Origin of the sequence: Streptococcus hyointestinalis (assembly GCF_011039275.1) — a bacterium.
GTDB classification, from domain to species: domain Bacteria; phylum Bacillota; class Bacilli; order Lactobacillales; family Streptococcaceae; genus Streptococcus; species Streptococcus hyointestinalis_A.
In genome coordinates, this window is record NZ_JAAKGB010000001.1 from 1,063,847 (window position 1) to 1,075,980 (window position 12,134).

A 12,134-nucleotide genomic window follows, 5' to 3' on the forward strand; every position below is an offset into this window, starting at 1 on the left:
GTTGTGTTCTATTACATATTTTTAGTTATGTAAACTATTCTTCGCTTGTCGCTTCTGCTTCACTGCTGCTTGTTGTTTGACTGCTACTGTCTGTGTCGCTATCGTCTGTCTCTCCAAATGGTTTTTGTTTTGCCATTGGGAAATCGACTTTGCTGCTAGAAGAGCTATCTGTGCTTGCTTGCGTGCTTGTCTTAGTGTCAGCAGGTTTAGTCGTCGTAATTTCTGCTAGGGTATCAAGATTAACCGTCACCTTATTGCCGTTGGTTTGTGTGATAGTGGCTTGTTTATTAGCTTCAAAGTGAATAGCGTCAAGGGTGACTTGGTATTTGCTTGTGAGCTGATCAATCTTAGTTGACATGACATCACGGCTGTAGCCGCATTGTTGTGCTAACTGCGTGATTTTGTCTGTTTGTGTGTCTGCTGTTTTTGGTGTGGTATTTTCCGTGTTTGCTTTAAGGTCGAGACTGACGTCCTTGCCGTTTGCTTGGAAAGTGACGTGACCGTCCGCATGCAGGCTCATGCTAGCGTAGGAAACCTTGTATTCAAGGGCGATATTGGTGAGTTTTTCATTGAGCGTATCAGCGCTCATGCCGTAGTCCTTAGCAAAACGGTCTAGGATATTGGTCATGTCTTGACTGCTCTTGCCAGAAAGAGCGCTAGTGTCGTCTTGTAAATAGCTGAGCAGTGCTCCTGTCTCAATATCAACTGTTTGCTCTTTACCATTTTTATCCGTCAGACGCACTTGGCGTTTGTCCTTGAGGAAGGTCATATGAGCTGGGCTGACATCGTAGCGCTCAGAAATGTCGTTAATCTTGTCTTCCAAGGTCTTAAAGTCCATCTTGTAAATCTCAGCTTGCTTACGAAGAACTTCACGTGTAGGCGTTGGCTTCAACTCTGGGTGCGCCAGCATATACTTGATAGTAGCAATCACATCCTTATCCAACCAATCATAAGAAATAACATGGTAATGGTCATAGTGCGGCTGTACAAAGCCTTGCGGAGTGGCTGCGATGACATAGTAAAGGTCAGATGGCAAGTCCTTCAAAGGCATCTTCAACTCAGGTTTGATAGCCTCGATATTAGCCGGATAAAGGGCTGTCTTGGTCGTCTTTTGGTCTTTAAATTTTTCACGAATAGCATCCAACTCGCTGTCTTCTAAATCTTCCCAGCGGATATAGTGCAGGTGGTCACCGTGCTTAGCGATTATGGCTTGGTCAACCACATCCGTCACAGAGTCAATGCTAAAGGTATAGCCATCAGAGGTTGTGTAAGGCTTGCCGTCGCTACCTTGAGCAGACTTTTTGCTGTTAGCTGGGATGAGAGTGCTTGTTGCTTTGCCGGTATTTGTAGAGTTGTTGGTTTGGCTTTCAGACTTGGTGTTTTGCGTCTGATTGTCGCTTGTCTTGCTATCTACTTTTGCTCCAGAGGCGAGAAGGCGTGTGATTTGCGCTTCTAGGTCTGACATTTGGCTGTAAGGGATAAAGTGATAGTGGTCGCCGTGCGGAATGACCGCCCCTGTTGCGGTAAAGCGGATAACCTTTTGCGGATCGTAGACGCGACCATCCGCTTCAACGTGACGGGATGTCAATGGCTGAGCGTAGAGTTGATTGAGGAGAGCAGTTAGAGACGTTGAGTTGTTGGTTTGTGGCTGCTCTTTTTGACTCTGCGCTTGGGTACTTGTGTGGGTTGTAGACGGTGCACTTGTTTGCGAATGATGTGTCGTCTGCGTAGTTTGGCTTGTATGCCAAGCGTGATTCTGCGGAATAGTTGGTGCAAAGTGTGTCGTTGAGGATGGCAATTGCGGCGTTGCTTTTGACGTACTATCTGTTTTTCTAAAAATAGTTTGTGCTTGGTGCGTTTGCTTAGCCCGTCCAGAAAGCCCATTCCAGTAAGCTTGAGCAGCAGACAACTCGCTAGCAGACAGGTCTGACTTTGGAATATAGTGGAAATGATTGCCATGTGGCACTAGGAAAGCGTCTCCCAAGTCATCAATGACGTCTGTCGGACTAAAGACGTAACCGTCATCGGTCGTATAGCGCCCTTGCGCTCTAGCTTGCTTAACAGCTTTGCTCACTTGTTGTGTCGATTTACTGCCGTGTTTGTGGTGCCCTTTACCAGCCACTTCTGCTTTTGCTTCTTCTTGCTGCTCTTCGATTTGCGCCTTGGTGCGGACATTGACTCGCTTGCTACCTTCTTTGAGATAGAGGTAGTATTTACCATTCACCTTGATAATATAGCCGTCTCTCACTTCATTGACCACATCTTCCTGCTTAAAGACATAAGACGGATCGTTCATAATCAACTCCTCGCTGATAATAGCGTCATAGGGCACCTTACCATTGTAGTAGTGATAATGGTCGCCGTGCGAGGTCACATAGCCGTCATCAGTGATTTTGATGACAATCTGCTCTGCAGAAATGCCTTCTTCCTTGCTGACCTCATCAGGTGTCTTACCCTTGGTGTCAGATACGATTTTATGTTTCTTTGCTTTGCCGCTATTGACATAGGAAATGCGATTGTTTTCGACGTGACTTTCTTGTGCTTGATAGCGCCCAAGCTGGTAGGCACAGACACCAATAGCAACGACAGAAAGTGTCGTGATAGTAGGGACAATGTATTTTTTCTTCATGAGAACTCCTTTTTTATAAATGTTGACTCAGTCCTTTGAGGTTTTGCTCGATGTTTTCAAGCAGACTAAGATTATTTTGCGGATCAGCCTCAAGCGGACTTAGTACTTGAATACTAGCTCCAGTGCTATGGGCAATGGTTTTAGCTGCCTTTGTCGAAATAGCATTTTCGACAAAGATTGTTTTGACCTTGTAGGTTTTGACAAATTCTTCTATTTCTGCCAGTTGTCTTGCGCTAGGTTCTTGGTTGGTCACACTTGATATGCCCAACTGCTTGAGACCAAAGCGTTTTGCCAGATAGTAAAAAGCCGTGTGCTGGGTGACAAAATATTTAGACTTTGCCTTGGCAAAAATCTTCTGGTATTTTGCGGTCAAGTCCTTGGCAGACTTGCTGAAGTCGTCTGCATTTTTTTGGTAGGTCTTGGCATTTTTAGGATCCAGTTTTTTCAGCTGCTTTGCGATATTTTGTGCTTCATCAGCAAGCAAGATAGGGTCGTTCCAGCTATGAGGGTCGTAGAGCCTTGCTGGGTCGATATTGTCGGTCACAGGCACATCCTCTAAGCCCTGGCCTCTACTAAGTTTGAGCCCTTTAGCAGCTTCGATGACCTTAACCTTTGAACCTTGCAAGCTCGGGTCTAAACTTCCTGCCCATGACTCTAAAGTGTGAGAGTGATAAATAAAGACATCGGCACGATAAATAGCCTCCACATCAGCCGTTGACGGTTCAAAGTCGTGAATGCCTTGACTGGCCTGTATCATTTTGACATCGTTTAAGTCACCAGAGATAGTCTTTGTCAGCGCATAGATGGGATAAAAGCTTGTGACAATCTTGAGTTGCCTTGTTCCTTTAGTAGCGCTTGTGTTGGCATGACATCCCGCCAAACACAGTAGCAAACTTACTAGAACAAGAAAATACCATTTTGATTTCATTAGTCCTCCTTTTGATTAACCGATTAATTAACTGGTTAAGTTTAATTTTAGCAAGTTTTAAGCTTTTGTCAATAGGCAAATGAAAAAAACTTCAAGAAAATTCTTGAAGTTAGGGTCTTTGTTTGGAGGAAATAGTGACATCAGTACCTTTAGCAATCCTACTCGTCACCTTGATGGAAAAGTCAAGTTTATCAAGCACTTGCTTGGTCATATAAAGCCCTAAGCCAGTCGCCTTTTGATGTTCATGACCGTTGAAGCCTGTGAACCCTTCGTCAAACAAACGAGGCAAATCCTCTTCTAGTATGCCAATACCATCATCGCTGATAGTCACTTGTGTTTCTGTGCCTGTGATTCTTATCTGAGCGTTGTTGTGCGAGTATTTGACAGCATTGTCAAAGATTTGTGAAAGGGCAAAGCTCAGCCATTTTCTATCAGTTTTGAAGGTGGTATCGCCTGTGATGGTAACGGATAAGTTCTTAGCTAGACAGGCTGTGCGGTATTTTTTGACCACTTCTGCTACTACTTTTCTGGCTGAAACCTTCTCAAAGCGAAAGTCATCCTGATGTTGGTTGAACTTGACATAGTTGAGCAGTGTATCCAGATAGTTTTCTAGGCGCAGGACTTGCCGTTTAGTTTCTTCTGGGGTAAGCTGGTTGGTCTGTGCCATGAGAGAGATGGCGGATAAGGGAACTTTCATCTGGTGCGCCCACATCTTGATGAGACTCTCTAGGTTATGCTTTTGACTGATGGCGTCAAGCTCTTTACGATTAGCAACGTGACGCAGTTTTGCGATAGCTGTGCGGTAAGCAAGGTCGCTTGGGCTGGTAAAGTCCTCAAGCTCACTATCATAGACAAAATGCGCAAGCGCCAGCATTTTTTTACGAAAGAGCAAATAGCGCCACAAGCTGACAACGACGAGAACGACAAGGTTAAGCGCTAGAGCGTTCGCAAAATAGACTAGTGGCAAATGATAAAGCCAAAAGTTGAGGAAAAATAAGAACACCACGCTGAGATAAGTCGCATACCAGACGGCGTTTTCTTTTAAAAATGGTTTGATCATTTGAGCAAATAGCCAACTCCTCTCACGGTATGAATGCGATTAAAGTCAAGTGGCGTCAGCTTTTTACGCAGGCGTGTCATGTTGACATTGAGCGTATTTTGGTCGATAAAGCTCTCGTCCTCCCAGAGACTCTCCAGCAACTCCTCCTTGGTCACGACTTGATTGACATGCTCAAAGAGAAAGCGCAGTATTTTGTACTCGTTTGGCGTGAGTGTCACCTGCTGGTGAGTTGGGCTAGTAAAGATACCATCTTGATTGAGCTGATAGCCATCCAAATGGTGTTCTGACGTTGCCGTTTGGCGAGCACGGCGTAAAAACGCTGCAATCTTAGCCTCCAAGACAGTCAGTGAAAAAGGTTTTGAGATAAAATCATCTCCGCCCATATTGAGCGCCATCACCATATCCATCTCATCGCTACTTGATGAGATAAAAATAATCGGCACAGATAAACTTTTCCGAATTTCTGTCGTCCAGTAAAAACCGTTGTAATAAGGAAGGGTAATATCCATCAAAATCAAGTCTGGCTGAAAGGCCTCGGTCTCTCGCTTCACGTCACGAAAATTCTGAACACTTCCCACCGTATAAGTCGTCTGCAAACTGTTTTTCAAGAGATGTACAATGGTCTGGTCATCCTCGATAATAAAAATCCGCCTATCCGTCATAAGCCCTCCTTTTTCTCTATTTTATCATAAGTGTCTGGCTTTCACAAAAAGAGAATGAAACAAAAATCACCCATTCATAGAAATGTGTTTTCTACACCAGTCTATAAAACAAATAAAAGTTGGGAAGCCTTGTCCCAACTTTTATTCTTAGCGCTCGATAATCTTGTAGTAGGTTCTGCTGGTGAGACGATAGATGACAAAGTAGAGCGCTGCGATAATGGCGATGGTAATGCTACTTACGATGTAGACCAGCTTAGCATCGGTCACTCCAAAGGCTAGGAGCATTTGTCTCAACATCGGAATGGCAACAAGGTAGTGTAGTGTTGCAATACCAATCGGCATAAAGAAGAAGAGAACAATCTGTGCGTTGATGGTTTTCTTGCTTTGCCCCTGTGTCATCCCAACTTCTTGCAGGATACGATAGGACTTCTTGTCCTCGTGCCCTTCAGAGTACTGCTTGTAGTAGACGATAAGCGCTACACCGAGAAGGAAGCTAATTCCAAGAAGGAAGCCTGTAAAGAGGAGACCGCCAAAGAAATTGTACATCTCAGATAAGGTGTCTGCTTTGGTCTGAAGGATACCAACCAATTCACCATCTCCGACTGTACCTTGTCCTGTTGCAACTTGACCATTTACGATTTTAGCTATTTCTGCTTTTGATAAGTCGAGGTGGGCGCCATAGGCTTCTGAGATGCCCATGCCTTTATCGGTATAAGCGCGATAATGTTTGAAAATCTCCTCGCAATCAGCCTTGCTTGGCAAAACCAGAACAGCACTGTTTATCGTATTTTGCAAGTCCGGGAAAATAGCACTTTTGAGATTGGTTACCTTGTACTTCTTGCCAAAAAGGTCAAAGGAATGGACAGCACTGTTGCCTTTTTGGGTTAAAAAGAGAACTTCATCACTTTTTAGTGTTTTGATACTATTTCCAATGCGTTTGAAATCGTCTTGTGAGATGAGATAGACAAAGCCTGTTACTGGAGAGACTGCAGAAATGTTATTGTCGTTGACAGTGACATCTTTTGTATCCTTGTAGTTGAGTGAAACCATACCTGTCCGATAAGCAATGACATCTTTACTTGAGCGACCAAGCTTATCAAGGACGTCTTTTTTGAAGTTCTCTTCAGCTTGTGTAATGCTGCCATCTCTTAGTACATCGTAGTTGATATGTGCGTTCTTGAGAAAGAGAGAGCCAACCAAATTTTGCGTATTGCTGTAGAGGGAGACGGTTGTGCCGATAGTGACTAGCGCCATAACTGCTAGTAGGGTAATACTAGCTAGCCCCGTGGCATTTTGCTTCATGCGGAAAATCATCTGCGACGTAGAGACAAAGTGCTCTGGCTTGTAATAATAGTTCTTATTTTTCCGACGACGCTTTAAATACCAGGTCATAAAGCTGATGTAGAAAAGGTAAGTCCCAGCAATGACAAGGAGCACAGCAAAGAAGAACTTGTAAACGACCTCAAGGGAAGTCAATTTAGCCGAAGTGACCGCCATATAGTAGGCATAGCCGATAGCGATGACACTGAGCGCAGCCAGAAAGACATTGCCTCGTGGTTCTTTTTCTCCTTGCTCTTGGTTGTGAAAGAGGCTGAGTGGTGAAGCCAGTCTGATATGCGCTAAGGCGCTGAGCCACAGGATAAAGAAGATACCTGCGAACATCACAGCGTTTAGGATAAACGGGAACACGCTTAGCGTGAGATTGAGCTTGGTGTAGCCTGTCAAATTGACAAAAATGACGTAGATGAATTTGGCAAAAATACCGCTGAAAATCGTCCCAAAGATAACGAGTATCACAAAGATAATCATCAGCTCAAAGGTAGCCACTACGCCTACTTGACGCTTGTTCATCCCTAGGATATTGTACAAACCAAACTCACGGCTACGCTGTTTGAGAAGGACTCGGTAGCTATAGCGCTCCATGACCAGCGAGAAGATACTAAGCACAATAGCACCTAGACCGACAGATGTCGCCCCTGTTCCCATTGATTTTCCGACGGGACTCAGCAGGATGAGAAAGGTCGAGCAGGTCACCGAGTAGAGGAAAAAGCTGGCGAGCATAAAGGGAACATAGCTTGATAGGCTGTTTTTGAGGTTATTCCAAGCCATTTTGAAGTAAAACATGCTACTCACCTCCTAAAAGAGCAGACATGGCAAGCGAGATGTCCTTGCCGAACTCTTTGGTGGATTTATTGCCACGATAGACTTGGTGGAAGATACGTCCGTCCTTGATGAAAAGGACACGTCGAGCATGGCTTGCGGCGTTGGCTGAGTGGGTAACCATCAAAATGGTTTGCCCGTCCAGATTGATGTCCTCAAAAAGCTCTAGGAGGTCTTCAGAGTTGCGATAATCAAGAGCTGCTGTCGGCTCATCTGCTAGTAGCAACTGTGGTTTTGTCATCAAACTACGAGCAATCGCCACCCTCTGCTTTTGCCCACCAGATAGCTCAAACGGACGCTTGTCTAGCAAGTCCTCGATACGCAACTGCGGTGCAAGCTCATCTAAACGCTGTGCCATTTCCTTGTAGCTCTTGCGCTCAAGCACCAAAGGCAAGAAAATATTATCTCTGATAGACAGGGTGTCTAAAAGGTTGAAGTCTTGAAAGACAAAGCCGAGATTGTGCAGACGAAAGCTTGCTAGTTTGTTTTCCTTAATCTTTGTGATGTCTTGTCCGCCTAGGATGACAGAGCCTTTGGTTGGCTTTTCCAGTGTGGCTAGGATATTGAGCAGTGTGGTCTTACCAGAGCCGGACTCCCCCATGATAGCGATGAACTCGCCGTCCTCGACTTTGAAGTCGACGTCTTGAAGCGCACGGGTTTGCTCCTTTGAAAAGCGAGTGTGGTAAACTTTCTCTAAGTGATTGATTTCTAAAAACATAGTAACTCCTTTAATTTTCCTTTTGTAGTAAATGATAGTCATTGTTGATAGCAACGACTAAGTCGTCAGCGTTTTCCTTGGTATGGTAGATGTCGCCATACTCCCAGCTCGTCCTATCAGCAGCGCTAGCGTCGGTCGACTTGGTAAGGTCACTCTTATCCAGAATCTTGCCAGTCTTGGTCTCAAAAGTTACACTCTCTGATAAGGTTGAGACATAAGAGCCGAGATTGCCCTCACTCACTAGTATATCAGAAATGTGGTAGGCTTGGTTGCCTATTGTGAGCTTGCGAGCGTCGGTTGATGAGAGCTGGCCATCTCTAGACTCACTGTCGCCCTGCTTGATCAGTGCTGTCAGGTCGCGTTTGTCGCTACTCTTTGTGCTTGTCTTTTCAAGCTTATAGTAGCTGTCTGTTATCGAAACAGCAAGTCCGTCTGCCGTCTGATAGACATTTCCGATAAAAAGTAGTGGCGTACTAGACGTGGTTTTTTTATCATCTAGCTGCTCTTTAGCATAATCCATCAAAGCTCGTATAGACTTGGCTTGGCGAAGTTTGTTGTCACTATCTAGGACGAGATAGGCTTTAAAGCGATACGCCAGCTTTTGAATGGCATCTTCTGAGACTTCTTTGTTAGAGATGTTGTAGGATACTCCTTTTATTTTTAGCGTTTGGCTGTTGATATCAAGTGATACCTGCTGCTTCTCCTTTGTTTGACAAGCAGTTAGTAGAAACACCGCAGCCAAAAGAAGAAATAAAACACCTCTTCCATAACCGATGGTCCTTTTCATCATGGGTTTTCCTCCTTGACTTTCTGATACCATTTTACCGCAAAAAAAGGCGCCCAAACCTTACACTTGGACGCTCAAAACTTACAATTTTGTAAGTTTAGTATGATTTTAATAGGACAAATAAGTCTCTAAGTCAGTCAAAGCACGCTCAGCGATTTTTTCATATCTGGCTTTTTTGTCACGGATACGTGGACCATCTAGCTCTTTGATAATGCCGAAGTTGACATTCATAGGCTGGAAGTGCTTGCTGTCAGCGTGAGTGATATAGTGCGGGAGGCTGCCGATAGCTGTCGTTTCTGGGAAGATCAGCTCGCTCTCACCTTTGAAGAGACGTGCTGCGTTGATACCAGCGACCAAACCGCTGGCGGCAGACTCGCCATAGCCCTCAACGCCTGTCATCTGTCCTGCAAAGAAAAGATTGTCCTGCTGTTTGGACTGGAAGGTCTGCTTGAGGAGATTTGGCGAGTCCATGTAGGAATTGCGGTGCATGACGCCATAGCGGACAAACTCAGCCTTCTCAAGCCCTGGTATCATCTGAAAGACACGCTTTTGCTCACCCCATTTGAGGTGGGTCTGGAAGCCCACGATATTGTAAAGAGAACCTGCTGCATTGTCCTGACGGAGCTGAACCACGGCATAAGGTGTCTTAAAGTCGCCGTCACGCTTGCCTTTGTAGTCGTCTGGATACTCTAGCCCCACAGGCTTCATAGGACCGTAGAGCATGGTCTTGATACCACGCTTTGCCATGACCTCGATTGGCATACAGCCCTCGAAGTATTTTTCCTTTTCAAAGCTGTTGAGCGGTGTTTCTTCGGCATTGACCAGAGCGTCATGAAAGTTCATGAACTCTTCCTTGGTCATAGGGGCATTCAGATAAGCAGCCTCGCCCTTGTCATAGCGGGACTTGAGATAGACCTTGTCCATGTCGATGGTATTGACATCCACGATAGGTGCTGCGGCGTCGTAGAAATAAAAGCCGTCGCCACCGTTTAGGGCGTGAATCTTCTCCGCCAAAGTGTCGCTGGTCAAAGGTCCCGTCGCAATGACAGTGATGGCGTCTGTTGGAATCTCGGTGATTTCCTCCCGCATGACGGTGATGAGCGGGTGATTGGTCACCTCATCTGTCACCGTCTGTGAAAAGCCCTCACGGTCAACCGCAAGCGCTCCACCTGCTGGCACACGAGTGCTTTCTGCTGCTTTCATGATGACAGAGTCCAGTCTTCTCATTTCTTCTTTGAGGAGTCCGACAGCGTTGGTCAGGCTATCCCCACGCAGAGAGTTGGAGCAGACCAATTCGGCAAACTTGTCTGTCTTGTGCTGCGGTGTGGACTTGACCCCACGCATTTCATAGAGACGCACTGGAATGCCACGCTTTGCGATCTGATAAGCGGCTTCAGAGCCTGCAAGCCCTGCACCGATAACATTGATATAATCTTTAGATACAGATTGAGACATGAAACTCTACCTCTTTGCCAGATAAACTGGCTCAAATCTTTCTATTGCTCTATAATAAGTGCTAAAATAGCCACTTGTCCTATTATACCATAGATGAGTAGCTAGTGACAAAGAGCAAAGACTTGATTTTTCAGCCTAAAAAGTATATACTAGTGTATACAAAGGAGGTGCCTTATGAACACAGTTAAAACACGTAAGGTTGGTAATTCTCTAGCGGTCACGATTCCTAAGCGTTTACATGTCGAGGAGGGGACAGAGTTTGTGGTGTCTAAAGGGCGCAACAACGTCATCATGCTCGTCCCTAAAATCTCTAATCCATTTGATGGGGTCACTGATTTACGCATGGACGATGACTTTGAAGGAGTTCAATTGTTAAACGATGAATGGTAATTACATTCCTAAAAAACAAGACATCGTCTGGATTGATTTTGACCCCTCTCGTGCCAAGGAAATCAAGAAACGTCGCCCTGCTGTTGTCGTCTCAAGTGACAATTACAACAAGCAAACCGGCATGATTGCCGTCTGCCCCATTACGCACGGACAAGAGCGCTTGAGAGACAAGGGACTCCTCGTTCAAGTCATCTCAGATAAAATAGACGGCTTTGTCAATCCCTTTCAGCTCCACACTTTTGACTACCAATCTCGCAACGTCCAAAAAATCACAACACTAGACAATTACGCCTTTGCCCAAGTCGTTCAACTCTACAACTACATCTTTGAGTAAGCCAGTTTTACTGGCTTTTTTCTTGTCAAAAAGAAAAAATAAGGGCTTGCATTATCGCACGATTCATTTTACAATAGAAATAGATGAAAACGCTTAACGCTGTGCTATGGCACTTAGGAGCAAAAGGAAAATGGTATGAAAAAACTCTTTAAAAACATTAACCAAAAGAACACCTCTTTTACCAGCTGGATAGGAAATAATCCTGCTAAAAGCAACATTTTGATGTGGGTGCTTATCGCAACGACTATTGTTTCTCTAGGATTTGCGAACTCTAAAAACTCTGACATCAAACAGCTACAAAAAGAGCTTAAACAGACACAACAGCAGTTTAAACGCACGCAACAAAAAACCACCTCGTCCTACGAAAAGAAAATAGCTAGTCTTGAAAAAGACGAAAAGAAGCTAGAAAAGCAACTGGATAGCCTTAAAAAAGATAAAAAGAAACTCCAAAAACAATTAGCTAACCAAGAAAGTGAAAAGGCTAAAGAGGAAAAGGAAAAAGCACTGCAAACCGAAGCCGAGTCATCCGTCAAAAACCTCGAAGCCAATCAAACCAAGGAAAATATCACCTCTGCTCAAGCAGCGGTTGATAAAGTCACTGATAAGCAAGTCAAAGAGAGCCTGCAGGCTAGAGTCACCGCTGTTCAAACCGCCATCACACAAAAAGAGGAAGAAGCTAAAAAAGCCGCTGAACAAGCGGCGCAACAGCAGGCAGCACAACAAGAAGCCGCCGCTGCTAGCCAGCAGCAAGAAGCTACTGCACAACAAGCACAGGCTACTGCAAGGACAGTATATGTCGCTCGTGACGGAACAGCTGATGTCTACTGGTACTCTCCTAGCAACATGCCTCGCAATACCAACTTTGGCCGTGTCGTCTCAATGACTGAACAAGAAGCAATCGCTAGAGGAAAACGTCACACCGTAAAAGAATGATAGCAAGAAAAGCTCCTTTTTACGAGCTTTTCTTTTTAACCCTCAAAAGCTGACAGTTTGGCAATTTTATGATAAAAT

General features: G+C 44.8%; 11 protein-coding genes. 3 read left to right on the plus strand and 8 right to left on the minus strand.

Annotated elements, in window-relative coordinates:
• Window positions 1-34: 34 nt before the first annotated feature.
• The 8 genes from G5B60_RS11620 to trmFO form a co-directional block, all read right to left on the minus strand.
• Window positions 35-2,629: a pneumococcal-type histidine triad protein gene (locus tag G5B60_RS11620; RefSeq protein ID WP_164682995.1), complete on the minus strand. Its 2,595-nt coding sequence runs from the start codon at window positions 2,627-2,629 to the stop codon at window positions 35-37.
• A gap of 13 nt (window positions 2,630-2,642) precedes the next feature.
• Entirely contained in the window at window positions 2,643-3,557 is a 915-nt protein-coding gene (locus G5B60_RS05115) for a metal ABC transporter solute-binding protein, Zn/Mn family (protein WP_164682996.1), read from the minus strand.
• Between the two features lie 109 nt (window positions 3,558-3,666).
• A complete protein-coding gene (locus tag G5B60_RS05120; protein WP_164682997.1) occupies window positions 3,667-4,617 on the minus strand; it encodes a sensor histidine kinase in 951 nt (316 codons plus the stop codon).
• A complete protein-coding gene (locus G5B60_RS05125) occupies window positions 4,614-5,279 on the minus strand; it encodes a response regulator transcription factor (RefSeq protein ID WP_164682998.1) in 666 nt (221 codons plus the stop codon). Before G5B60_RS05125 ends, G5B60_RS05120 begins: the two co-directional genes overlap by 4 nt.
• A gap of 147 nt (window positions 5,280-5,426) precedes the next feature.
• A complete protein-coding gene (locus G5B60_RS05130; protein ID WP_164682999.1) occupies window positions 5,427-7,403 on the minus strand; it encodes an ABC transporter permease in 1,977 nt (658 codons plus the stop codon).
• Window position 7,404: 1 nt separating this feature from the next.
• A complete protein-coding gene (locus G5B60_RS05135) occupies window positions 7,405-8,157 on the minus strand; it encodes an ABC transporter ATP-binding protein (RefSeq protein ID WP_115269638.1) in 753 nt (250 codons plus the stop codon).
• Between the two features lie 10 nt (window positions 8,158-8,167).
• Window positions 8,168-8,947 carry a NisI/SpaI family lantibiotic immunity lipoprotein gene (locus tag G5B60_RS05140; RefSeq protein ID WP_164683000.1) on the minus strand — a complete coding sequence of 260 codons (780 nt, stop codon included), beginning with the start codon at window positions 8,945-8,947 and terminating at the stop codon, window positions 8,168-8,170.
• Between the two features lie 105 nt (window positions 8,948-9,052).
• Window positions 9,053-10,399, minus strand: coding sequence for a methylenetetrahydrofolate--tRNA-(uracil(54)-C(5))-methyltransferase (FADH(2)-oxidizing) TrmFO (gene trmFO, locus G5B60_RS05145; protein ID WP_164683001.1), 1,347 nt, complete (start codon window positions 10,397-10,399; stop codon window positions 9,053-9,055).
• A gap of 174 nt (window positions 10,400-10,573) precedes the next feature.
• Between trmFO and mazE the strand changes: the two genes are divergently transcribed.
• The 3 genes from mazE (at window position 10,574) to G5B60_RS05160 (ending at window position 12,056) form a co-directional block, all read left to right on the plus strand.
• Window positions 10,574-10,789, plus strand: coding sequence for a type II toxin-antitoxin system PemI/MazE family antitoxin (mazE, locus tag G5B60_RS05150; protein WP_164683002.1), 216 nt, complete (start codon window positions 10,574-10,576; stop codon window positions 10,787-10,789).
• Window positions 10,779-11,123, plus strand: coding sequence for a type II toxin-antitoxin system PemK/MazF family toxin (locus tag G5B60_RS05155; protein ID WP_164683003.1), 345 nt, complete (start codon window positions 10,779-10,781; stop codon window positions 11,121-11,123). Before mazE ends, G5B60_RS05155 begins: the two co-directional genes overlap by 11 nt.
• Window positions 11,124-11,258: 135 nt before the next feature.
• Window positions 11,259-12,056, plus strand: a complete 798-nt coding sequence (locus G5B60_RS05160) for a hypothetical protein (RefSeq protein ID WP_164683004.1) — start codon at window positions 11,259-11,261, stop codon at window positions 12,054-12,056.
• Window positions 12,057-12,134 lie beyond the last annotated feature (78 nt).

Bases quoted from the DNA above. Each gene is read 5' to 3' on its own strand.
- G5B60_RS11620 (WP_164682995.1), bottom strand. From the start codon at position 2,629: ATGAAGAAAAAATACATTGTCCCTACTATCACGACACTTTCTGTCGTT.
- G5B60_RS05115 (WP_164682996.1), bottom strand. From the start codon at position 3,557: ATGAAATCAAAATGGTATTTTCTTGTTCTAGTAAGTTTGCTACTGTGT.
- G5B60_RS05120 (WP_164682997.1), bottom strand. From the start codon at position 4,617: ATGATCAAACCATTTTTAAAAGAAAACGCCGTCTGGTATGCGACTTAT.
- G5B60_RS05125 (WP_164682998.1), bottom strand. From the start codon at position 5,279: ATGACGGATAGGCGGATTTTTATTATCGAGGATGACCAGACCATTGTA.
- G5B60_RS05130 (WP_164682999.1), bottom strand. From the start codon at position 7,403: ATGTTTTACTTCAAAATGGCTTGGAATAACCTCAAAAACAGCCTATCA.
- G5B60_RS05135 (WP_115269638.1), bottom strand. From the start codon at position 8,157: ATGTTTTTAGAAATCAATCACTTAGAGAAAGTTTACCACACTCGCTTT.
- G5B60_RS05140 (WP_164683000.1), bottom strand. From the start codon at position 8,947: ATGATGAAAAGGACCATCGGTTATGGAAGAGGTGTTTTATTTCTTCTT.
- trmFO (WP_164683001.1), bottom strand. From the start codon at position 10,399: ATGTCTCAATCTGTATCTAAAGATTATATCAATGTTATCGGTGCAGGG.
- mazE (WP_164683002.1), top strand. From the start codon at position 10,574: ATGAACACAGTTAAAACACGTAAGGTTGGTAATTCTCTAGCGGTCACG.
- G5B60_RS05155 (WP_164683003.1), top strand. From the start codon at position 10,779: ATGAATGGTAATTACATTCCTAAAAAACAAGACATCGTCTGGATTGAT.
- G5B60_RS05160 (WP_164683004.1), top strand. From the start codon at position 11,259: ATGAAAAAACTCTTTAAAAACATTAACCAAAAGAACACCTCTTTTACC.